Origin of the sequence: Dehalococcoides sp. THU4, assembly GCF_043231265.1 — a bacterium.
In the GTDB taxonomy this organism is placed as follows: domain Bacteria; phylum Chloroflexota; class Dehalococcoidia; order Dehalococcoidales; family Dehalococcoidaceae; genus Dehalococcoides; species Dehalococcoides mccartyi.
Genome location: NZ_CP171266.1, coordinates 577822 through 601142 on the forward strand (window position 1 = coordinate 577822; position 23321 = coordinate 601142).

General features: G+C 50.2%; 21 protein-coding genes. 5 read left to right on the forward strand and 16 right to left on the reverse strand.

The annotated features are described in order from the left end of the window. The first annotated feature begins 19 nt into the window (after positions 1–19). Together ACE6F3_RS03120 and ACE6F3_RS03125 are read left to right on the forward strand one after the other, a co-directional pair. Positions 20–301 (forward strand): phage integrase N-terminal SAM-like domain-containing protein, encoded by a 282-nt coding sequence (locus ACE6F3_RS03120; RefSeq protein ID WP_324664121.1) that lies wholly within the window; start codon positions 20–22, stop codon positions 299–301. A 377-nt stretch (positions 302–678) separates the two neighbouring features. Then, on the forward strand, positions 679–987 hold the full coding sequence (locus ACE6F3_RS03125) for a LuxR C-terminal-related transcriptional regulator (protein WP_324664119.1): 309 nt from the start codon (positions 679–681) through the stop codon (positions 985–987). Positions 988–1308: 321 nt separating this feature from the next. On the opposite strand, the gene ACE6F3_RS03130 is transcribed toward ACE6F3_RS03125, so the two are convergent. The 10 genes from ACE6F3_RS03130 to ACE6F3_RS03175 form a co-directional block, all read right to left on the reverse strand. After that, a complete protein-coding gene (locus ACE6F3_RS03130; protein ID WP_324664117.1) occupies positions 1309–1482 on the reverse strand; it encodes a hypothetical protein in 174 nt (57 codons plus the stop codon). Positions 1483–1497: 15 nt separating this feature from the next. Then, entirely contained in the window at positions 1498–3528 is a 2031-nt protein-coding gene (feoB, locus tag ACE6F3_RS03135) for a ferrous iron transport protein B (protein ID WP_324664115.1), read from the reverse strand. Next, positions 3525–3833 carry a FeoA family protein gene (locus ACE6F3_RS03140; RefSeq protein ID WP_052470922.1) on the reverse strand — a complete coding sequence of 103 codons (309 nt, stop codon included), beginning with the start codon at positions 3831–3833 and terminating at the stop codon, positions 3525–3527. The genes feoB and ACE6F3_RS03140 overlap by 4 nt, the downstream gene beginning before the upstream one ends. Next, positions 3833–4549: a metal-dependent transcriptional regulator gene (locus ACE6F3_RS03145; RefSeq protein ID WP_041340915.1), complete on the reverse strand. Its 717-nt coding sequence runs from the start codon at positions 4547–4549 to the stop codon at positions 3833–3835. The genes ACE6F3_RS03140 and ACE6F3_RS03145 overlap by 1 nt, the downstream gene beginning before the upstream one ends. Positions 4550–4800: 251 nt before the next feature. Further along, on the reverse strand, positions 4801–5106 hold the full coding sequence (locus ACE6F3_RS03150; RefSeq protein ID WP_324664111.1) for a ferritin family protein: 306 nt from the start codon (positions 5104–5106) through the stop codon (positions 4801–4803). Between the two features lie 100 nt (positions 5107–5206). Then, positions 5207–6361 carry an NTP transferase domain-containing protein gene (locus ACE6F3_RS03155; protein WP_324664109.1) on the reverse strand — a complete coding sequence of 385 codons (1155 nt, stop codon included), beginning with the start codon at positions 6359–6361 and terminating at the stop codon, positions 5207–5209. Beyond that, positions 6362–7051, reverse strand: coding sequence for a hypothetical protein (locus tag ACE6F3_RS03160; protein WP_324664107.1), 690 nt, complete (start codon positions 7049–7051; stop codon positions 6362–6364). It abuts the gene before it with no gap. 22 nt (positions 7052–7073) lie between these two features. Then, positions 7074–10286: a molybdopterin-dependent oxidoreductase gene (locus tag ACE6F3_RS03165; protein WP_324664105.1), complete on the reverse strand. Its 3213-nt coding sequence runs from the start codon at positions 10284–10286 to the stop codon at positions 7074–7076. After that, the gene (nrfD, locus tag ACE6F3_RS03170) at positions 10279–11460 is read right to left on the reverse strand and encodes an NrfD/PsrC family molybdoenzyme membrane anchor subunit (RefSeq protein WP_041340928.1); all 1182 of its coding nucleotides are present in this window, start codon (positions 11458–11460) and stop codon (positions 10279–10281) included. Before nrfD ends, ACE6F3_RS03165 begins: the two co-directional genes overlap by 8 nt. Before the next feature lie 20 nt (positions 11461–11480). After that, positions 11481–12419 (reverse strand): 4Fe-4S dicluster domain-containing protein, encoded by a 939-nt coding sequence (locus ACE6F3_RS03175; RefSeq protein WP_324664101.1) that lies wholly within the window; start codon positions 12417–12419, stop codon positions 11481–11483. A 470-nt stretch (positions 12420–12889) separates the two neighbouring features. Between ACE6F3_RS03175 and ACE6F3_RS03180 the strand changes: the two genes are divergently transcribed. Next, positions 12890–13876, forward strand: coding sequence for an Mrp/NBP35 family ATP-binding protein (locus tag ACE6F3_RS03180; protein ID WP_324664100.1), 987 nt, complete (start codon positions 12890–12892; stop codon positions 13874–13876). A 100-nt stretch (positions 13877–13976) separates the two neighbouring features. Here the strand turns inward: ACE6F3_RS03180 and ACE6F3_RS03185 are convergent, their stop codons facing one another. Together ACE6F3_RS03185 and ACE6F3_RS03190 are read right to left on the reverse strand one after the other, a co-directional pair. After that, positions 13977–14342 (reverse strand): hypothetical protein, encoded by a 366-nt coding sequence (locus ACE6F3_RS03185; RefSeq protein WP_041223294.1) that lies wholly within the window; start codon positions 14340–14342, stop codon positions 13977–13979. 153 nt (positions 14343–14495) lie between these two features. Beyond that, positions 14496–15335: a DegV family protein gene (locus tag ACE6F3_RS03190; RefSeq protein ID WP_324664098.1), complete on the reverse strand. Its 840-nt coding sequence runs from the start codon at positions 15333–15335 to the stop codon at positions 14496–14498. 197 nt (positions 15336–15532) lie between these two features. On the opposite strand from ACE6F3_RS03190, the gene ACE6F3_RS03195 reads away from it, so the two are divergent. Both ACE6F3_RS03195 and ACE6F3_RS03200 read left to right on the forward strand, forming a co-directional pair. Continuing rightward, positions 15533–16834: a LemA family protein gene (locus tag ACE6F3_RS03195; RefSeq protein WP_324664096.1), complete on the forward strand. Its 1302-nt coding sequence runs from the start codon at positions 15533–15535 to the stop codon at positions 16832–16834. 62 nt (positions 16835–16896) lie between these two features. Further along, entirely contained in the window at positions 16897–18816 is a 1920-nt protein-coding gene (locus tag ACE6F3_RS03200) for an endonuclease/exonuclease/phosphatase family protein (RefSeq protein ID WP_324664094.1), read from the forward strand. Between the two features lie 67 nt (positions 18817–18883). Here the strand turns inward: ACE6F3_RS03200 and ACE6F3_RS03205 are convergent, their stop codons facing one another. Genes ACE6F3_RS03205 through ACE6F3_RS03220 form a run of 4 tightly spaced genes read right to left on the reverse strand, consistent with a single transcriptional unit; the run spans position 18884 to position 22901 of the window. Continuing rightward, a complete protein-coding gene (locus ACE6F3_RS03205) occupies positions 18884–19366 on the reverse strand; it encodes a HyaD/HybD family hydrogenase maturation endopeptidase (RefSeq protein WP_324664091.1) in 483 nt (160 codons plus the stop codon). Between the two features lie 2 nt (positions 19367–19368). Continuing rightward, positions 19369–20949 (reverse strand): nickel-dependent hydrogenase large subunit, encoded by a 1581-nt coding sequence (locus ACE6F3_RS03210; protein ID WP_010935916.1) that lies wholly within the window; start codon positions 20947–20949, stop codon positions 19369–19371. Positions 20950–20979: 30 nt separating this feature from the next. Further along, entirely contained in the window at positions 20980–22044 is a 1065-nt protein-coding gene (locus tag ACE6F3_RS03215) for a hydrogenase small subunit (RefSeq protein ID WP_010935917.1), read from the reverse strand. Positions 22045–22097: 53 nt separating this feature from the next. After that, complete coding sequence (locus ACE6F3_RS03220) at positions 22098–22901, reverse strand: 4Fe-4S dicluster domain-containing protein (RefSeq protein WP_010935918.1); 804 nt, start codon at positions 22899–22901, stop codon at positions 22098–22100. Positions 22902–23321 lie beyond the last annotated feature (420 nt).

Below are 23321 nucleotides of genomic sequence, written 5' to 3' on the forward strand. Positions count from 1 at the left end.
CGGTAGCCAAAAAAGAAGTATGAGCTACCGTTTGTCTACTCAAAAATCCCACGATTGCCCCAATATAGCGAGCTACCTGTTAACTGCTGAAAATAATCTCGAAAAGAGCCTTGCGTCATTCCTTTTAGTCTGCAAGGTGGGGCAGTTAAGCCCGGCAACAATCCACAATTACAGCTACATGGTAGGCAGATTTATTGCCTTTTGCTCACGAAATGGCGTTACTAAACCCCCTCAGATAACCCAGCTGATAGTATGTTTATTTATTCAGGAACTCCAAGAGACCAATTCGGCTTATATATAATACTGGACCGGCACAATAACTGTACAAAATTTCATAAAGCCGATGCCCTTCTTTCCTCCGTTTTAGATAGCCTAACCACTTGTATTTAGATAACTTTGGCCGCTAATTCAGAATACCTGTTTGATACCTCATTAGTAACCTATCACTGATATTGCATAGGCTTTAAGTACGATGTCAGGGAAGTTTAACAGTGTTATCTTAGTTTAAATTATCACTAAGGTGATAGTCTCCTAATAGAAGTTTTTCAGCTGTATGCTGAAAATAAATGGGCAGTTTTGCGATATGACTGCCGGAAAGAAAGGCATTTAGGACTATTAGTACTGGATGGGTTCGTTCTAAAGGAGCAATCCGGCGCTATAATAGCCGGCGCAATTAAGATGGCATATGCGGGTGTAGGCGCTTGGGATACACGGATTTTGCACCGGGCACTTGTAAACCGGCTGAAAGCGCATACCGGGGATACTATTGATAATTTAGGCAATATTAAGGCTGATATAGACCTTAATGATAAAGAACGGTTGGTCTTCAATCTTCTGGCGCGGGGGTATTCAAATAAAGACATTGAAAGTACGTTAAAATATACTGCCAGTACAGTCAAAAAATATGTGTACACCTGTATGAAAAAATTCGGGGTTTCCAACCGCACGCAATTGGCTCTTATAGCTAACAGTACCGGAGTAAAATAAATTTATACAATCAGTCCGGTTTGGGCTTACGGCTAAAGGCAGATGTGCCTTTGAAGCATATCATAAAGCCATAAATAAGTTATCGGACGGGATAAATGATACTACTAAGGCCTGGGAATGCAGATAATTATGCTAAGTTTAAATTGGCGAAGGAATAAGTTCCCAAAGCTTTGGGAACTTATTCCTTAAGGTGGGCAGGGATTTACGTATGTCTGCCAGTATCAAAAATCCTGATAGACAGCAACCTTTCTAGGGGCAGATTGCAAGTAATTTTTTCTGGGGTTTACCTTTTAATATGTGCCTATGTTAACCCCCGTCGCCTTACTTTTTTGTGAAGCTGTCCGGCTGTTTTGTTGCCCCGCATTGTGAACAGGTCTTATCCTTTCCCCCCAGTTCGCAGCCGGTACAGCCGCCGCTTTTAGCGGAGCTGGTGACCTGACGGATAATTATCCCGGTTACCAGCAGGCCTATTATTACAATTACCACTGTTTCCATGTTATACCTCCCGGTTTAACCCAGCCCGAGCAGCCGCCCGACCTGGTATATCAGTACTGCTACTACCCAGCCTAATATAATGCTGTAGCCGATAGCAAAAGATGTCCATTTCCACGAATTTGTCTCCCTCTTTATTGCCGCAATAGCCGCAATGCAGGGGATATACAGCAGGGTCATGGTCATGAAAGAATAGGCGGAGAGTGCTGTCCAGGAGCCGGCGATGGCGGCGGTCAGTCCCGCTTCCTCAACTCCATAGACTACACCCAGTGTACCCACCACTACCTCTTTGGCCAGAATACCGAAGAGCAGGGCGATACCCGCTTCCCAGAAACCGAAGCCGGCAGGGGCAAAAACCGGTGCGATAAAGCTGCCTATCCTGCCCAGAATGCTTTCCTGGCTGGCATATTCTACCCCGAAGGGCAGGTTGGACAGCACCCAGACCAGAACTACAACCGCCAGAATAATAGTTCCCATTTTGCGCAGGAAGGTGTAACTCCGGTCCCACATATTGGTAAGGGTGCTCCTGAGTGTAGGTATGCGGTAAGGCGGCAGCTCCATGACAAAATGAGATGATTCACCTTTGAAAAGGAATTTCTTAAAGATCATACCCATGATGATTGCCAGAATAATACCCAGCAAGTACAGGGAGAAAATGATTATGCCCTGATTGGCGCTGAAAAACGCTCCGGCAAAGAGGACATAGACCGGCAGCCGGGCGGTACAGGACATCAGGGGGTTAATCAAGATAGTAATCAAGCGGTCATTTCTGTTGCCTAGTGTCCGGGTGGCCATAATGGCCGGTACGTTGCAGCCGAATCCCAGAATAAGGGGCATAAATGATTTCCCATGCAAGCCCAGTTTGTGCATAAAGCGGTCCATGACATAAGCTGCCCGGGCCATATAGCCGCTGTCTTCCAGCAGTGATAGGGCCAGGAAAAGCAGGATAATATTCGGCAGGAAGACAATCACTGAACCCACCCCGCCGATAATACCGTCTACCGCCAGCGAGGTAACAAAATCCGGGGCGGAAATAGCTGTCAGGCCTGTGCTGACCACCCCCCCGAGCCAGCCGAAAAGCTGGTCAACCAAATCTGCCAGCGGAGAACCCAGGGCAAAGGTCAGCTGAAAAACCGCAAACATTGCCAGGAAGAAAATGGGAATACCCAGCAGGCGGTGGGTCAGTATCCGGTCAAGTTTATCTGAGAAAGACTGCTTCTGGCTGGACGGTTTAACTACAATTCCCGTCAGAACCTGGCTGATGAACTGGTAACGGCGTGCGGCAATCAGGGAAGCCATGTCTTCACCCAGTTTATCTTCCAAGCGTTTGACGGTGGCATCCCGCTGTGCCACCAGCTGTCCGGTCTGGCCGTACTTACCGATAACCTTCCAGATATTCTGGTCGCCTTCCAGGATTTTGATTGCCAGCCAGCGGGGAATAAACTTATCTGCCAGACCCGGAATAGTCTTAATGGTCTGGGCCAGAGCGCTAAGCTCCGCCTCAACCTCCCTGCCGTAGTCTATTTTTAGCGGCTCGCGGTTATTAGCCCCGGACTGATTAAGAGCGGCTGTTACAAGTTCCTTCATACCTTCTTTGCGGCAAGCCGTAGTGGGTATTACCGGTATGTCCAGCCGCTTGGAAAGCTCAGCGGTGTCTATTTTTATCTGTTTGGCGCTGACTTCGTCGTACATATTCAGGGCCAGCACTACCCGGGCTCCCATCTCCATCATCTGGACGCTCAGGTACAAGTTACGTTCCAGATTGGTTGAATCAAGCACATTTACCACAATATCCGGCTTCTCCAGCAGGACAAAATCCCGGGCGATAATTTCGTCTTCGGAATAAGCTCCCAGGCTGTAAGCGCCCGGCAGGTCTACGACCTGTATTTCCCGGCCGCCGAAGCTAAAGCGTCCTTCTTTCTTTTCAACTGTCTTACCGGGCCAGTTGCCCACGTGCTGGCGGGCACCGGTAAGGTTGTTGAATACAGTTGTCTTTCCGCAGTTGGGATTGCCCGCCAGCGCAACCACAATTGATTTGCTGTTAATCATTTCCCCACCTCTTTGCAGAGGGCTGTGCCGCATAAGTTAGTAATACCTAACTCATGGCTAAATTTTTTTAGACTGTCAGCCTCTTCAACCAATACCTGCAGGGCAACCCCGCGTCCCAGGGCTAAACGGGTGTCATTAACAGATATAATGAGCGGCCCGCCCGTATCGTTCTTCACTACTTTTACCCGGCAGCCGTCTACCAGTCCCTGCTCAAGCAGCTCCTGTTTCAGGTGCTCGCTACCGCGGATATCCCTGATGACAGCCGTCAAACCGGACTTGACCAGACCAAGCGGCAATCTTTCCATCAGGCGCCCACCTCCACATAGATTTGAGCAGCCTCGTCTTTTCTCAGGGTCAGGTGATAGCCTTTTACATCTACTTCTACCGGGTCACCCATAGGGGCGTGACCTTCCATTTTAATCTCTGCACCGGGGGTAACGCCCATGTCAAGGACACGGCTTTTCAGCGCCTTGTCAGAGGCAATGCGGATTACCCGCCCCCGTTCTCCGACCTTGAGCTCATTTAGAGCTCTGATTGGTTTAGTTTCCATAGGGTTAGTCTCCTTGTTACTTTGCACTTGGCTCAAATTATTTATAGCGGGGGTATCTTTTTGACTGATATTTTTAGCACAGTTCATGCAATCGGTTGATTCCAGAAAATGCATCAGGCGGTTCATGGTGTGCTTACTGACAACGTGCTCCATGAGGCAGGCATCCTTTTCGGCTATTTTGGCATCAACGCTGAGCACTTCGGTCAGGAACTGTTTTAGCTTGCGGTGTCTCCAGCGCACTTCCACGGCCATAGCTTTGCCGCTGGCGGTAAGCTCTACCGGACCATATTTTTCCTGAAGCACCAGCCCGTGTTTTTTCAGGTATTCTATCCCCTGGGTTACGGTGGCTTTGGCTATGCTAAGTTTGGCGGCAATATCCGTCACCCGGATTTCATTTACAGACTCAGACAGGGACAGCATTGTCTCAAGGTAGTCCTGCATGGCCGGAGTAATTGCGCTTATGTCAGTCATTCAAGCACCTCCCTAATAGTTAGGCTTGCCTAACATTTATAATATAACAGGTTCTTTTTTTTCGTGCAAGTGTTTTTTTAAGTAATGCTGGCGGCTGATGAGGGAAATAAAGACAACTGGATTGGGAATGTTTTGTATTAAGGAAAGCAGCTTTACCGTAAGACTGATAAGCAGGCAAACTGAGGGTTGCGGCTTTTTTGTTAAACAGAAGTTTAAGAGGGGCGGTACAGACCGCCCCCCGTGTAACCGGTTTATTTCTTGTGTTTTTCTATCTCTTCTTCTACTTCTTTAGCTCCGTCGGCGTAAAAGGATTCTTCGTCAGGTGCAAGTTCTTTGAGAAGTCTAAGGAATTCACCTGCGTGTACTTTTTCTTCATTGGCAATATCCCTGAGTACTTCTATGGCAAGCCTGTTGGTAGTGGATTCGGCCAATTGCAGGTATAACTGAATGGCTTCGTATTCGGCCGCTACCATAAACCTTATTGCCCGGATAAGTTCTTCATTGTTTAGGGGCTGGCTTTTGGCCAATCCTGAAAACGGTGTTCCAAACTCTGGCATTGTATCCTCCTGCTCAAAATATTGTTATGACCCTTTAATTATAATACACTTTTGCGGCTCTGGAGGCACTGTTTTGGGAAAAGTGACCGGGGGAATGGTATTAGCCGGAAACAGCTTTTTTGTTTGCGGCTATGTCTCTGGCTGTGTCCAGGTCTTCGGGGCGGTTGATATTGAAAAAACTGCGGTGTTCGGGGTCAAATCGGTCAATCTCAGGTTCTTCTATATATCTTGTGTGCAGGCGGGCAAGTAAATCACTGACGGCCAATTTGCCCTGGTCTAACAGGCTAAGGGCTTTTTCACCGGCTGATTTAGAGTAAATGGCATGCAGGGGTTCAGGCCTGTGCCCAAGTCTGGGTACGACAGCCTCAAAGCCTGCCACCTGGTCTTTCATATACTCCAGCAGAGCCCGGTTGAGGAAGGGCATATCGCAGCCTACCACCAGATTAAACTGGGATTTTGAGGCCTTAAGGCCGCTGTAAATACCGGCCAGAGGCCCTTTTTCCGGCAGGATATCCCGCACTATTTTTATGCCGGGTAGCGGCTTTATTTTTGTATCTGCCTGGCCGTAAGCGGTAACCACCAGAATTTCCCGCCCGTAACCGTTAAGGTTAGCCACCGCCCTTTCCAGCAGGGTTTGCGAATCTAAGGTGGCGCTAATTTTATCCCTGCCCATGCGCTTGCTTTTGCCGCCTGCCAGTATAATGCAGCTTATATCGGTTTTGTCAGGCGGGGTTTTAAAAAAGGCGGGGTGTATATCCGGGTCGGCCTCTATATCCTGTATGACAAAAATATTTTCGGACTCCTCCGGGGCGAAGGCGGCCAGAAACTTTTGAAGCAGGGATTTGCGGACTACGGAGACAGTATAAGGTGCTTTCTGGTAAGCCAGACGGGCTTGTCCGGCCAGCCCCTTGCCGGCTATCTCCAGGTGTCCCATTTCATCAAGGAAAATAACCTCATAGCCAGTCCGGAGAGCTTCCTTGATGGCGTTACAGGCGAAATCAAGCCCGCTTTGGAGGATAGAATACCTGCCAACCCTTTCACCCTGAAAATCAGCCGGAGGGTTAGTCAGGCTGAAAACAGCCTCTGCCGAAGTGCGGATATCGGTAACCGTGTAACCTGTTTTGGTGTCTTCCTGAAACACAGGGCGGCAGATAATACCGCCGGTTTTAAAACCGTACTCCCGCAGGTACCGGGCATATCTCTGGCAATGTGAGCTTTTTCCGCTGCCCACTTCTCCGGTGATAATAAGGTTCACCTAACCTCCCAGATGAAATACTGCCGGAATAACCCAGCACGATACCACTGTCACGGCTGAGGTTATGTAGTACGCGCGGGGATAGCTGGTTTTGAAATTAGCCAGTTTGGGCATACCGAATTTACCCAGATAGTAGCCTATGGCCAGGGTAATGCTGCCGGCCAATGCCACCGGCCAGCCGGTGCTTATTATGGTGTCTATCTTGCCGGCCATATCCAGCATAGGCCATTTGCCCATACCGAATACAGAGGCGATAACCGCATATAATACTATACCCAAAGCACCTGACAGAAAGCCGGTAGTTATCTGGGCAAGGAGGTGCTTTTCCATAGCTTTTTTGAAGATAAAGGCCACCGATCCAAAGGCAACCGCTTCCATTATGATGGCGACTGCCGGGTTGATTACATAAGCCGAAAAGACCGGCTCGCCGAATATCAGGGCGGAGAAGGGTTTAAAAGCGGCTGCAATAACGCCCAGCAGGGGGATAAGGGCGGGTTTTTTGGTAATGCTCATAAATATAGCCATAAGGGATATAGCTAAGCCTCCCATAACCGCCCCTTGATAGGTAAAGTGGATTGCGTGCAGGAAACCCCCCAGTGCCATTTCCAGAAGCCCCCAGACAGAGCCGATGACGGCCAGGGTCAGAAGGGCGGGGATACGGTTTTTCTCAGGGTTTAAATATATGCTCATAGTTAGTCTCCTTGTACTTTGGTTAGGTATTAACTTTTTCCAGTCTGACCTTGGTATCATAAAAAACGGCACTGCCCCCGATGGTATCAACCAGACAGGTATTTTTCAGGTGGGGGTCTACCCTCATGGCGGCGTTGGCGTTTACCCCCTTGGTGCGTTTGGCCTCACCTGGAATAAGCTCACCGTCAATGGTGATATCCAGCCCGCCGTAGGCGAAATGGCCGTATCCCAGTGAGAAGGCTACTACTCCGGGGCGGATACCCTGCATAATATTTAGCTTGGCGTTCATAGGCCATTCCTGACCGTTCCGCAGATTCCAGACGCCCCTGGGATTGCTCTCGGATACCACCCTGACTATATCTGTTTCGCCCAAGCCAAGCCTGTCTGCATCAGCTTGGTTAATCAGTATTGTGTTCTCCGGCAGCAGGGGGTTCAGATAATAATTGCCGGCGGTGGTAGGGGTGCGGGCAATCTCCCTGTAGGTAATCAGGTTTAAGTCATAGCCGTTTTTCTCGTCATTCAGTTCCTGCCCGTAGCAATCCCGCCCGGCGGTAATATAGCAGGCATGGCCGGGGATGGGTTCACCCGTCTGCGAGTTTTTGACTTCGGTAGTTTTTTCCAAAAACACGTTGAACAGGCGGCCGTATTTGTTGCCCAGCTGCTGGTTGGCCGGGTAGCCACCCTCATAGTCCTGAAAGCGGCCGCCCCGGTTTAGCATATAAACAACCTTTGGCCAGTTTTCACCCGCCAGACTGCTCCAGCGTTCAAGGTTGTAAATATTATCCGGCAGATGGCGTCTGGCCTGGGTAAATATGCGTATTTCTTCTTCGTCTGCATCAGGAACGGCATCAGAGCCGTCAGCTTTTTCGCCGAAAGCCAGATTAGCCGCCATTCTAAGGTAGAGGTCATCAAAGTGGTTAAGGGGTATGCCGTTACCCAGCCCGTCCGGCCCGAAGCCCGGCAAGCCCATTTTTTCGGCCAGCCCCAGCAGCATGGTCTCCATGGAAAGGGGCATATCCTGACCGAATACTTTCACTATTTCCACCAGCGGGGCAATAGCAGGCTGTCTGACCGGCTGGGATTTAAAGGGGATAGTATTCTGGCTGCCGGCAAACTCCCAGCGTTCCATGTTGGTCAGGTCCGGGAAGATATAATCAGCATACATGGAGGTTTCACCTACCACTATATCGGTAACAACCAGCAGGGGCAGTTTTTCCGGGTCTGACAGAAACTCCAGAGCGGTATGCCCGGCCGGGACTACGTAAACAGGTGAACCCATATGCAGGAAAAGAGCCTTGATAGGGTAGGGATAGGCATCTCCGGCCGAGGGGATAACCTCCTGATAAATATCCTCCGAAAGGGGATACCAGTTCCGCTTGGCCGGATAACCCTGACTCTTAAACAGGGTGGTATCTTCGTATATATGCCCGTACCTTACTATATTTATGCCGGAGGGAGTAAGTGCGCCGGGCTTCATCTTGCCCAGATTAAAAGGGCCGCCGGCTTTGCTGCCGCTGATATCATAAGCAGAGCCTTTGAGCATGCCGCCCTGCCAGTCATAGTTGCCTATAAGCATATTCAGGTTCCACCAGGCAAGGGCGTTATAAAAGCCGTTGGTATGCTGGCTGACTCCCCGGTGGACATCCGCTGCCGCTTTTTTGCCGTGGCTGGTAAATTCGCTGGCCGTTTCGGCAAGGTCATCCGCCTTTACCCCGCAGATTTCGGCCCATTCTTCCAGAGTGTGGCTGGAGGCTTCGTCCCGGAGTATCTGCAAACTGCTTTTCATCCGCAAACCATTTATAACGGTGTCAATGAACAGCTCACCTTCAGCCGCATTTACAGTATCATTCGGGTCAAACCGGGTAGGCTCTCCATTTTTCATAATCAGCGGGGTATCAAAGCCGAAGCTGCCCTGTTCCAGGCCGATATCCGAAGCCCGTAGAAACCTTTCGGCCTTGCCTTCGGCATCTATCTTTACCAGCCAGGTGGAGCCGCTCCAGGTGGGCTCTCCGTCTGCATCAGCGGCGGCTTTGTTGGCATTGGCCAGATATTTGGCGTTGTAGCGGCTGTTATTAAATATCCAGCGGATTAAGGCCAGTGCCAAAGCCCCTTCGGTACCGGGTTTAGCCGGAAGCCATTTCCAGGCCTTTGAAGCGGCCTTGGAGAAACGCGGGTCTGCCACCGCATATTTCATCCGGCCGCTGTCCAGCCCGTCTGCTATCCGCATGGCGCGGCTGGTTGGGCCAAAGCTGGCCTCAAAGGGGGATGCGCCGGTGAAGATGACAAATTCGCTTTTGCCTATATCGGCCATCCAGTAAAATTTATCACCTTCCATAAATTCGCCGGTTGTGGAATCAAACTTGGCACTTAAGGCCTTGGCTGACTGAAATAAACTGCCCTGGCAGACTGTGGTATGCCCGTGGGCGTTTATAGAACCCATGGCGTCATGGGTAAAGCGTTTTATAAAATCCACCCGGCCGCCCTGGGTCCGCCCGAACATATAGCAAAAGCCGTTGTTTTTCAGCCCAAGGTCAGGGTGATTGGGGTCTATAAATTTATCCAGATAATCCCTGTATTTTTCCTTAAAGGCCTCTACCAGAGCTGTTTTTTCAGTTTCATCTTTTTCAGCCCAGATAGCCTTTATATCAGTGTTAATGGCTTTTGTTACTTCGGGTGAGCGCAAGGCCCAGATATCTTTTAAGCCTTCCACGTTCCGGTTTTCTTCACCGGGTACGTTTGAAAAGATTTTGCCGCCGCTGGCTATTTCTTCTACTGCCTGGTCAAAGGGGATGCTCTTCCATTTGTTTGAGCCGCGGGGGCCGTCACGCTTTATTACCTTGACCAGACGGAATGGGTCATAAGAAGTTTGGGCACCCGAATGCCCTTTGGGGCAGATGCTGGCGTCTGTCAGGGCAGAGGTGGTTACCGGTGTTTTATAATCCAGCTGGGGCATCATATTCCAGGGGCTGAACGGGTTTCCGTCCACCTTGGCAATAACCCCGTCAACCAGCTTTACTTTTATACTGCACTGGGTGGCACACTGCTGGCAGGTGCTGTAGATAATATCTTCGGGCCTGGATAAAGAATAATCATTGTCGCCCAGTATCTTTCTGGGGTGGGTCACCAGCTCGCAGCCGGACAGCAGGGCAGTACCCCCCAGCAAAGCGGAAACCTTTATAAAATTAGCCCGGGTTATGCCCCCGGAGGGGTTTTTGGCTTGCCTTTCTTTATTCATTGCCGGTTTCCTCATTTCCAATTCTGACAGGTATCAGTTTCATCATCCTGGCCACCATGTAAAATACCAAAATGGCTGCGGCAGTCACACCCGCTGAAAGCGCCCATTCGGGCAGGGTGGGTATGTAGCTGTCTATATATCTGCTGTCTATAATGGGGCTGGATAAAAAGTCTGCCCCGGCAACTACCTGAGCCGGAATGATAAAATTCAAACGGGCAACAGCCGCCCCCAGAAGCACCAGCACACCTACGCTCAGCCCCCAGGCCGGTTTTTTGGATAAGCCGGGTTTAACCAGAATGGTGATTAGAGCTGCCATGGCTACCACAATACCCAGACCCATCTGGACTATCCAGAAGCCGTACCAGTACTGTCCGAACATTATATAGTTGGCGGCTTCGATAGTGGGCGGGGTGGCGTCATATATGCCCACAAACAGCACCGAGCCTATTATGTAGGTAATGGCAAGCAGTAAAATCATGGTGGAAATTACCATAGTCCTGGCCAGGCGGGGGTAACCGGGGCTTTTTTTATCTCCGTACAGGGCAACTATGATGCGTGACAGGGCGAACCCGGCAGACATACCGAAGATAGGGAAGAGTACCGGAAAAAGACCCACGCTCCAGAATGAATGTGAAGACTGGGTGCTAAGGGTAAATCCCACCGCCCCGCTGGCAATAACCGCTACCGGGAAACCCAAAATCATCAGCCATTTTACTACCGGTTCTTTGGGGAAAGGCAGGCGTTTTTGGGGCATAAACAGAACGAATAAAATTGCGGCCGTAGCCAGGGCAATCAGGGTATAAATCCAGACAGACCAGGCCAGCACCGAATCAAAGTTAGGGTGCAGAAATACGTTCATTACCCGTTCGGGGCGGCCTTCGTTGATAAGGATGTGCACCAGACCGGCACCCAGGCTGGTCAGCGAAGCCAGCATAAATATCTTGCCCGTGCCGGCAAAGGTTTTAACCTTAAAAAGCAGGTCCAGCGAGGCTATAAAAAACATACCGGCTGCGGTACTGGCAAAAAAGACGTAGAGTGCCATCCACAAGCCCCAGACTACGAAACTGCCCAGTCCGAGCATCTGCTGACCGTTGTTGAGGAGCATCAGGAATCCCCAGACTCCGGCCGCCAGGGAAAGGATTAATATACCCAGGGCTATCCTTTTCCAATTCATGGTTTGCGGTACTCCTCCCCTTAAAATAAATAATAAACTGAAGGGTCAGTGCCCAGCTCTGATTTAAGCTGGATAATGCCCGGGTTGGCTATCAGTTCCGAAACCAGGCTGTCAGGGTCATTGGCATCACCGAAGTAGTTTACCCGGCCGATGCAGGTGGTGACACAAGCCGGCAGCATGCCCTTTTCCAAGCGGTGCAGACAGAAATGGCATTTTCTGGCATTGCCGATGGGTGAGTCCCGTTTGGGGGTGCGTGAATGTTGGTAGCCGTATTCAAAACTGGGGGCACTTTGCCAGACCCCGCCTTGCTCATAACCCAGCACCAGGCCAGAGTCCTCAGGTTCGTCTTCCAGATAGTTATCGCCGTAGTCCATAGTCCGGGCAACATAAGGGCAGGCCACTATACAAAAACGGCAGCCTATACAGCGGTGATAGTCAATTACCACTATCCCGTCAGGCTGTTTAAAGGTGGCACCCACCGGGCAGACTTTGGTGCAGGGGGGATTGTCACAGTGCATGCAGGGGCGGGGAGTGAAACGCCGGGAGACATTAGGGTACTGACCCATCTCTTCGTCCATAACAAAGCGGTATATCACCCCCGGAGGGAGTTTGTTTTCCGAGATGCAGGCTTCGGTGCAGGCATGACAGCCGACACATTTCCTAAGGTTTATTACCATAGCCCAGTGGCGTTCGGCGGCTGGTTTTTGCATAGCCCGGCGCAAATCTTCCTGCATCCGGATAAGGGGGTCTTCCTTAACAGGGCTGGGAAGGAAAGTGGTTTCTTCCGGCGGAAAGCTGGCCGCAGAGGGGGGTGCAACAGCCGCTTTGAAATTCTGAGTGCCTTCGTCCAGCTTTATTATAGCCGCCAGACCCAGCACACCTCCGGAGTTTTTTATAAAATCCCTGCGGGTTGGAGGGGGAGTTGACCGGGAATTTCCCTGTTTACGTTTATCTGTCATCGCTCACTCCTGCCATACTTGATACTTATCTAACAAGCTGCCTTGTTTAGTTTGGCTGTTCCGGAGATTAGGGGTGATAGATATTGCGAGGCTGGGGTATTATCTTAGGGTACCAAGTAGTATTAGTTCTTAGGTACTAGTACCACTTGGTAGAGTATAATGAATACAACACCTCGCTGTCAATTTACTCTGATTCGCCTTTGGCCTTATAATTACTATAGCACAGTTTGGGGGGGTGCATTTGGCCAGATTTGCTCATGAAATATATCCGGTATTACTCTGCTTTACGCGCGTTGACGCTTTTAGGGTATTGGTATAATATTACTAACGGGCATATGCTCATAATAACAGAGTAAATTCCGGACTGCAAACTGGTATTTATTGATGTGGTGCAGTTATGCTAAGCGAACCTGACGGCGGGGCTGGCAGGTGTAGGTTTTAAATAAAATACACGGGAGAATATCTGGATTATGTCTACTGAAGCTGAAATACGGGAAATACTGGGGAAAGTAAAGGTCGCAGCGGCTGGAACTACCCTGGCCGAGCTTAATCTGTTACAGGAGGTTACGGTTCAGCCGGATAAAATAGCAGTCAGAGTAGCCAGTGCCGGTTTATCCGAAGACAGCCGGCAGATTTTGCGGCAGGAAATAGAGCTGGCTCTAAAGCCGGTACTTAAAAAACAAACCCTTGAGATTGAGTATATTACAGTCCCTCTGAAAGATCTCAACCGGGTTAAAAAAGTAGTGGCTGTTATGAGCGGCAAGGGCGGGGTAGGGAAATCTCTTATAACAGGTTTGTGTGCGGTGGCCTTAAACCGGCAGGGGTACAGGGTGGGCATACTGGATGCCGATATAACCGGCTCAAGTATACCCAAAATGTTTGGTGCCAACCAGAAGATTATAGGTAACGAAGAGGCTATTTTGCCGGTTCAATCCCGCGGGGGTATTTCTTTGGTATCCACCAGCTTATTATTGACTAATCAGGATGATGCCGTTATCTGGCGCGGGCCGCTTATTTCCAAGATGATTAACCAGTTCTGGGATGATGTACTCTGGGGAGAGCTGGATTACATGGTGGTGGATTTGCCGCCCGGTACCAGTGATGCCGCACTTACGGTCTTACAGGCGCTGCCTATTTCGGGTATTCTGGTTGTTTTCACCCCTCAGGGTCTGGTGGAGATGGTGGCCAGAAAAGCGGTGAGCATGGCCAAGAAAATGGAAAAACCCATTATCGGTTTGGTGGAGAATATGGCTTATCTGAAAGTCCCCGAACTGGATAAAAAGATTGAGGTTTTCGGTGCCGGACACGGTGAAGAGCTGGCCAAATCAATAGGCGTGCCTTTTATAGGCCAAATGCCCTTGGACCCTGCTCTGGCGGCCTTGTGCGATAACGGGGATATTGAAAAGTACCAGCACCCCCTGCTGGATGAGCTGGAAAAGGCTATTTCCCGCTCATAACAAAGTCATAGTCAAGATAAAGGGCAGACCTAAGAAGGTCTGCCCTTTTTTTATATTCGTTTAAAACTGAAGCTAAATCTGTTTTAACCAGGTTTTTGGCCTAGAGGAAGAGTATTACCCCCAGTATGGCCAGCTCCAAAGCTATGGCATAAGCGGCCACTACTGACCAGTTTTTCTGCTGGACAAAGTAACCGGGGCTGTTTATGGCTGAATAAATAAACATACCGGTTGCCAGCAGATACAAGCTTTCCCCCCAGCTCTGTTCAGACAGCAAGCCTGTACCTGCCAGAATAAGCATGAGGGCGGTGGCAAATTCGGCAGCTGAGCGGAGTATGAGCTCATACGTACCCCACCTGGATTTATAGCCTTTGTTGGGGTCCTGGAGCGCCCGCCGGTTAAGGTTTTCTCTCCACTGGAAAATAACAAGCACACCGATAACTATTGAAAATATTGCTGCAAAGCTCATTTAATCCTCCCTGCCTGCCGGGTAGAGTAAGCTCAAGTGGGGTGCTAAATAGCCCCCTATATTTAAAGTATAGCATGTAAAAGGCCGGGGATAATATAAAAAGGGGGGAATACTCCCCCCGCTCAATTAAATACAGTATCTTATATATGATTATCAAGATTCCCTGTAGGCCACCCAGAGGGTGCCGGGGCCGCCGTGAGTCCCCAGAACAGCTCCCAGCTGGGCAAGTATAGTCTGGTCTTTGGGGAAAATATCACTAAGCATATCCGCCAGTTTATGGGCGGTTTCCGGGGTAGTAGAATGGATTACGCTGAAATCAGCTATGTTTTTACCTGTTTTGGCAAACTCCACCAGCCGCTCCAAACCTTTGGCGGTATTGCGTACCCTGCCGCAGGGCTGGTATTCGCCGTCTGCCACTGTCAGTACGGGTTTTACCCCCAGCAGAGAGCCCATAAGTATTTTGGCTTTGCCAAGCCGCCCGCCCACCTGAACATACCGCAGGGTATCAAAAAAGCCCATCAGCTTTATCTTGGGTATGCTGTTTTTGCAGTCTTCCACAATCTCCCCCAGCTTTTTGCCTGAACGGGAGGCTATGGCAGCAGCCTTGATGATAAGCCCCATGCCCATGGAGAGCAGACGGGAATCTATAACCTCTATGGGGCAGCTTACGCCCGAAAGTTTGGCGCCCTCTATGGCGGACTGGTAAGTGCCGCTGAATTTAGAGGAAATGTGGATGGATACAATGCCGGTGGTATTGTCTTTAGCCAGCTCACGGTAGACATTGGCAAAATCTTCGGGGCTGGGCTGGGAGGTTTTGGGGTGGATGCCGCCATGTATCAGCCTGTGAAAAAAGGTTTCCTTATTTATATCCACACCGTCACGGAATACTTCAGTGCCAAAATGGACGTAAAGAGGTACAACCGTAATCCCCAGATTTTTTACCAGGTCAGCCGGTAAATCAGCGGTGCTGTCAGTGACTATTTTGATGGTCATGTGGAATTTACTAACTCCTTGTTGAAATTTATGGGCAGTTCCCACAGTATACTGGTATAACACTTTTGTGTAAAATTTTATTAATATAATTAGACAAATGGTAATATTTTGCATGCTCATTACGGATAGCTTTTATCCGTCTGGAAGGCGGGTATGTTATGATAAATACCAACTAAGCTTTACCGGGGAGTGGGCGAATGGAGTTTCAGATTTGGGGTTATCTGGTTTTTGCACTTAGTCTGGTGGCTTTGGTGCTGGCATTCCGGGTGATGCGGCGCAAGCGGCTGGTAGATGATATACCCACTTCGCGTACCCAAGGGGTATTTATCGGTCTGGTTGAGCTTAAAGGCAGGGCCGAAAGTGAAAATCCTTTTACCGGCTTTCTTTCGGCTAAAAAGTGCGTTTACTATCATTATAAAGTAGAGGAACACTGGTCACGTCTGGTGACTGAAACTTATACCGATGCTAAGGGGCATGTGGGTGTCCGTACCCGGCAGGAGAGCGGCTGGACACAGGTGGCCTCCGGCAAAGAGATGCAGCCGTTTTACCTTAAGGACGAAACGGGGATTATCCTTATACAGCCGGAGGGGGCGGATATCCAGCCCCAAACCCTGTTTGACCAGACCTGCGGCCGGAGTGACCCGCTGTACTATGCCAAAGGCCCGCAGGGGAGTATAGCTAATTCTGACCACCGGCGCCGTTTTACCGAGGAAGCTATCCCGCTGCATGCAGAGCTTTACATAATGGGGCAATCCCGGGAACGGGGGGATATAGTTGCCCCTGAAATAGCCAAAGACAAATCTGCCCCTATGTATGTGATTTCCACCCGGACTGAGAAGCAGATAAGCCGCAGTTACAGCGGCTGGTTCTGGTTCTGGATAATCCTGGGTTTGCTGGTATCTTCAGGCAGCGGGTTACTTTTGTCTCAGCAGGGCACTGAGGGTTTTAATCCGGGCTGGGGTGCGGTTTGGTGGCTGGGGTTTTATCTCTTTGGCTGGCTGCTGGGCTGGCTTTGGGCGGGTTATAACAGTCTGGTGGGGCTTCGGAACAGGGTTTGCCAGGGATATGCCCAGGTAGATATACAGCTGAAACGCCGTTTTGACCTGATACCCAACCTTGCAAAGAGTGTAGCGGGTTTTTCTAAGCATGAGCATGAGCTGCAGGAGATGCTGGCGGAAGTACGCACTATCTCCAGGGTAAACGGGCAGGATACTACGGATATCCGGAGTGCCTCTGCCATACTGGTTTTTAATATGGAAAAATACCCTGAACTCAAGGCAGATACGCTCTTTCTGAAACTCCAGGAGGAACTGGCGGCTACCGAGTCTCGGATAGCTTTGGCTCGTGACTACTATAACTCTATAGCTACTTTTTATAATACCCGCCGCGAGATATTCCCTGACCGTCTGCTGGCCGGGATTTTTGGCTTTAAAGAGCGGGTGCTTATAAATGCCAGTGACCTTGAGCGGATAGCCCCTGAGGTAAAACTGGCAGAATAAAAAAAGTTCTGGGAAATATTTGTTGGCGGACAGGCATGGTTAGAAAGTGAGGTACGGCAGGCATGAGGAGATTTTTTCAGGAAAAGCCGGGTGCAGTGGAATTTTTGTTGCCGGCAATGGTTTTTACCCTGGCGGTGAGTCTGTTTCCGCTATTCAGTTCAGGTATGACCTGGATACTGGGTGACCGCTTCGGACAGGGGGCAGGGGTGCTGGGACTAATTGCCCTTGTCATTTTCGGTCTGTCCTTTCTGGCTAAGCCCCTGCGCGGTTTGTTATGCAGTTATAAAGCCATTATTTTCAGTGCCGGTGGAGTGGCCATACTTAGCCTGCTGGCCCAGATAGGCTTTGCCGAGCCTCTTATAAACTTCATCTGCTCTGCTTTGGGTCTGTCTCTCTTTGCTGTTTTTTTGGCGGTTTATCTGGATAGTGCCCGGGTGCGGGGGGCATCTTCAGTGGGGCATTTCGGGGCGGGGGTTGTCTTCGGCTTACTGCTGAATGCCGCTTTGTCTGCCGGATTTGGCACTTATGACCTGGTAAACCAGCCTTCGGTTTTCCCCTTGCTGATTAGTGCTGTGATAGCGGCGTTTATACTATTTTTGCTTAGTGTGCATATGCCTCTGTCAGAGGGGCCGGCTGCCAGTAACAATGGCTTGGGCTGGCTGGTAATAGGCCCATTTTTGTTTCTGGAACTGGTAATTTTCGGCAATATTGCCCGGCTGTCTGTCCTCAGCGGTTTTTCCAGCCCGGTTGCTTCTTTATTTGTGCTGGGGGCTTTATCACTGGGTTTAGTGGGCATACTCTGGGTGTTTTCACTCAACCAAAGGCATATCAGGCTGCTGTCCATGATTGCCAGCCTGTTTTTGATACTTTCCCTGACCGGTATTTCAGGCGGAGTGGCGGCTATAAGTCTTGCCCAGCATTTTCTGGGGCAGCTGGCATTGATACTCCTGTTCGGAGTGATTCTCCGCTATATTGGCGGCAGAATGGCTGAGGGGCAGCCTGAAAGCCTGAACTTGCCTAACGGGCTGGGTATGATTTTATTCGTTATACTCCTGCTGGGGTATTATGCGGTGTATCAGGTGGCTGTGCCATATGATAATACGGTTTTAGAGCTTGTGGCCGGGCTTATGGTGGTGGTTTTGGGCTTGTATTCGGGGCGGGAGTGTCTGCCTCTGCTGGATTTTAAGGGTGAACGCTTTATTTTGCCGGCTATGTCCATACTGCTCCTGACGCTGCCCCTTTTAGGTTTGCTTACCTATAAAACGCCTCCGGCTGCACCTCAGTTTAGCGGAACTCTGCGTATTATGACTTATAATTTACATAACGGGTTCAATACCCAGGGTAAGCTGGATTTGGAAGCTCTGGCCAGGGTTATTGAAGACAGCGGGGCGGATGTGGTGGCCTTACAGGAAATTTCCCGCGGCTGGGTGATAAGCGGGCGGGTGGATATGCTGGAGTGGCTTGCCCAGCGGCTGAATATGCACTTCGCTTTTGGGGCTACTGTCGGTGAATACTGGGGGAATGCCATATTATCCAAATATCCCATACTGGATACCCACAATGTCAGTCTGGAAAGTGAAGGGCTGCCTATCAAACGGGGCTATCTGAACGCTGTACTGGATTTGGGTGTCAGGTATCTGTACCTGGCGGCTACCCATCTGCACCACGTGCCCGAAGAAGGGGAGGTGAGGGTTATTCAGGCAGAGGAGCTGGCAGATTTTTGGCACCATGCCCCCTCTACGGTAATAATGGGTGATTTCAATGCCGAACCGGATTCAGCGGAGATAGCTATACTGCGGCAGGCAGGCTTTTCTGATAGCCTGGAGGGGCAGACTTCGGTTCTTACTTACCATGCGGCAGATTTATACCAGAGAATAGATTATATCTGGGCTTCGCCTGATATAGAGTATCTGGATTCTTATACTGTATTTAGTCTGGCCTCAGACCATCTGGCTATTATTGCCGATATACGGCTTTCCTGAGCATATCTGGGTAATAAAAAAGGGCGGTAAAAGCCCGCCCTTTTAAGTCCGGTATTTATAGCCGGGGTTACTTGATGTCCAGCTCTGCCTTCATCATTTCCACCACCCGGTTTACAGCCTTGTCTACTGCCGGGGTAAGCTCAAACCCCGGTGCCATACTGCCGGGCTGGATACCGTATATTATAATATCCTTTGGCAGGGCGTCATGGTATTTGGCCAGATTAAGTATTTCCATCAGCCCCATCTGGTGGAAAGAGATATCTATTTTCTGCTCGGTTTTGATATCTTCGGGGCGGAAGCGGTATATCATACCGGGTTCGTCTCCGCCGTGAACCGCATCCAGTATAAATATTCTTTCACGCCTGGATATCACGTCCAGCAAATCCATGGCGGCGGTGCCGCCGTCATACAGCTCCACATCTTCAGGAACAGGAAACCGGGATAGCCGCTCTATGCAGCGTACCCCGGCACCTTCATCACTCAAGAGTATATTGCCTGTACCCAGGACCAATATAGGTTTGGGAGATTCACTCCCCGGATTAAAAAACATACTTAGTATACGCGGAAGCGGCTGATTTCGTTGCCGGTGGGAGAGACCAGGTGAACGGCACAAGCCAGACACGGGTCAAACGAGCGGACAATACGAACCAGCTCAAAGGGATTGTCATTATCACGTACCTTAGTACCGATAAGCGCCTGCTCCACCGGACCGTAAACACCCTGATTATCCTTGGGCGAACAGTTCCAGGTGGTGGGCACTACGCACTGGTAGTTGCTTATTTTGTGGTTTTCAATCTTTATCCAGTGGCCGAGAGCGCCGCGGGGGGCTTCCCAGAGGCCCATACCTTCGGCAGTTTCGGGTATTTCATAATCAGCAATAACCGGCTCGCCAATCTTGAGTTCCATCAGCCACTTGACCATTTCGTCAGCCACAATCTTGCATTCCAGAGCACGGGCGGCATGTCTGCCGAGGGTGCTGAAGAGGGCAGCCGGACCGGCACCGAAATGGGAAAGGGTATCATTCACCATCTGCTGAACCAGGGGGTCACCGGATACGTAGTTGACTACCATACGGGCCAGAGGGCCTACTTCGTAGGGAGTGCCATCGTAGCGGGGGGCTTTAAGCCAGGAATAGCCGTCAGCCTTGGTAAATTCAGGTTCGGTTACCTCGTTCAGGGGATATTCAGTAGTATCACCCTTGAACCAGCTGTATTTGATGGATTCGGTAATCTTGCTGGGGTCAAAGGTGCGGTGAGCCAGGTCAGATGCGGAAACCACACCCTGAGTGAACAGCCTCTGGCGGGTAGCCAGATTAGTGCCGCTGGCCTCAAGGTCAAACACACCATAGCTGAGCAGGTTGCCGCAGCCCACACCGATACCGAAGTAATCAGGATAGGACTCAGCTACTGCAATAACGTCAGGTATGTATACATTATCAATAAAGTTGCGCAGGGTATTCAGCTTGCTCATAAAGTTTGAAATGCTGTCTATGCTGGGGTGTGAAGTAACACCGCCGGCTACCACTGCCACGCTGTGGGGCAGACGGCCGCTGTAAATGGCGGACATTTCATGAGCCAGGCGGCGCATATTCAGGCCCTCAACATAATGGGCAACTGCGGCCTGGGCTACCTTTTTGGGCAGGCGGTAATCACCTTCGTATCTGGGGTAGAAAGGCGCCAGCATGGACATATCACCGGCAGCCAGAGCCCGGGCAATGAAATCTTTAACCTTCAAAAGTTCAGGGTCAGTGCCGTCATAATCTGCTACTTCGGTTACGTCTACATAGTCCAGAGCGGCCAGATGGTAGAAATGGACTATGTGAGAAGCAATGTAGTTGGCACCCTGAATAAGGTTGCGGAGTATCCGCCCGTTATTCGGTATCTTGTCAGCTACACCAAAGGCAGAGTCCAGGTTTAAAGCGGCGGTAGTGCCGTGGGAGGTGGGGCAGACGCCGCAGATGCGCTGGGTAATGTGAACAGCATCACGCGGGTCACGGTCCTTCATAAATATTTCAAAGCCGCGGAACAGAGTGCCGACACACTTGGCATCCTTGACCTCGCCGCCGTCTACGGTGGCTTCGATTTTTAGATGACCTTCAATCCTCGTTATGGGGTCAATTACTATCTTCTGCATTTTCTTCTCCAAAGGTAAGATTACGGTCTACTAACCCTTTTTTGCGGCATTCCGCTTGGCTTTTTTAGCAAGTTCTACGGCTGCTACACCGGCAGTCAGTACCACGGCAGTACCGGCAATACCGATAGCCAGTTTGTCAGTACTATTGATAACAGGCGGCGCTTCAAACATGGGAGAAACCGCATCCGGGAAGCCGGGGTGGGCACAGCCGATACACGGAGAATCAGCTTCTACGCACCAGCGGGTCTTATTGTTCCAGAGCCTGTCAGAACAGTCAGCATAGGTCACCGGACCTTTGCAGCCTACCAGGAACAGACAGTAAGGCTCGGACAGTTTGGTGGCAAACAAACCCTTTTCGTAGTGACCGCGGCGCGGGCACTGGTCATGAAGGAGTTTGCCGTAATAAGCCTTGGGGCGGCCCATCTTATCAAGGTCAAGTGCGTCAAGTCCGCTCATAAGTATGGTAGCCAGAGTGCCCACTACCCAATCCGGATGAGGGGGGCAGCCGGGCAGGTTTACAACCGGGGTAGTTATATTATGGTCTTTAAGAATTTCTTCAAGAGCCTTGGCACCGGTGGGGTTGGGGGCGGCAGCGGTGATGCCTCCAAAGGCGGCACAAGTACCGGCAGCCACAATGGCCAGTGCCTTGGGAGCCAGATTCAGTACATGCTCCAGTATGGTGATGCCTTCGCCGTTCTCTTCGCCTACCTCAGCATAAATCCCGTTATCTTTGAGGGGTACAGAGCCTTCAAGTACCAGTACAAACGGCCCTTTGGCCACAGTATCGGTGATAGTGCTCATAGCCAAATCACCCTGAGCGGCCATGATAGTGGGGTGGTACTGCATGGAGACATGAGTACCGGGGACTACCGAAGTAAGCAGCAAATCCTGGATGGTGGGTGAAACAACGTTGATAGTAGAGATAGTGCATCCGTTGCAGCCCGCACCCTGGAGCCATATAACCGGGATTTCTTTCAAAGCCTCGGCAAACATTTTTTCAAATTCGGGGAGCTTCAAAGCACCCAGACTGAGGGCGGCGGTAGAGCCGGCGGCTAGCTGTACAAAATCCCGTCTAGTAAGTTTAGTATTAAACATTTTTCCTACTCCATTCCAAAGTGGTTCTTTTGTCTAAACCCGCTTACGCCGGTCTAGTGCTTGCCAGCCTTGTTTTCAGCATGCTCGGCATCATGTGCCTGCGCCTGAATTCTGCGGCCGCGGAAATACCATATGCCAACCATCAGCGAAGCTACTATAGAGATTTCCAAGGGTATGTTGCCCAGGAATTCTCTGGTGAAGCTGGGGAAGAACTCATTTTCATGCATGTCAAAGCCGATTTTTTCGGGTTCAACACTGCTTAAGTACAAAACATGAGTACCGCCGGCTTCTTTTTCGCCGTAAACATAGGGGTAATATCTGTCAGGGTCATTTGCAAGTCTTTCATAGGCTTCGGCCAGCAGGTCAGCCCGTTCGCCGAATTTGATAGCACCGGTGGGGCAGGTAGCTGCACAAGCCGGTTCTACACCGTTTTCCACTCTGTTCCAGCACATGGTGCATTTGGTGATTTTAGCCCAGTTGTCATCCCACTCAAATTTGGGGATTTGGAAGGGGCAGGCGTTCTGGCAGTAACGGCAGCCGAAGCATTTGTCCTGATCCCAGACTACTGCACCGGTAGGCCGTTTGTGGAGGGCACCGACCGGACATACCGAAACGCAAGCCGGTTCATAGCAGTGCAAACATCTCTTGTGAGCGAAAATCCAGTTAAGTTTTCCGTCTTCTTCAATCTCCCTGCACTCCAGCAGGTTGTAGTTGAATGCGTTCTGTTCCAGGGGATTGGTCACTTCAGGACTGAAAGTTGTCTTGACAGCAGGGTTTTCGTTCCACTGTTTACAGGCTACCTGACAGCCTCGACAACCAGTACATCTAGTGGTATCAATCAGCATTCCATTAGGCATTCCTGTTGCCCCCCTTGTGCTTTAATCTCTAAAGGGCCTCGCCCTGTATTGCATAAACCAAATGATACTGTGCAGGTATTTTACAAAAAAGGTATAAAACCCATATTGTCTAGAATACCTCTAAACACCATCTGCGTGCAACCTGCAAAGTTCTAATACTTTCTTTCGGTTGTCCGCCGTTAGCACTAAGCCTTTTTTTCTGCCAGAGGCAGGCAGAATTTCAGTTTTTAACTGATGTATTGTAACACACAGGTTTTTACATCGTCAAAGGGGTATTAGTACTTTGATACTAGGTCTTAATCGTAAGGCCGAAAAATATTACCTATTATTTTATAAAAGATTATAAGGAAGTAGAGGTGCCGGGTTTATATATTAACAGGCAGCTTCGTACACTCCTTCAGATTGCCTGCTAAGCGAAGA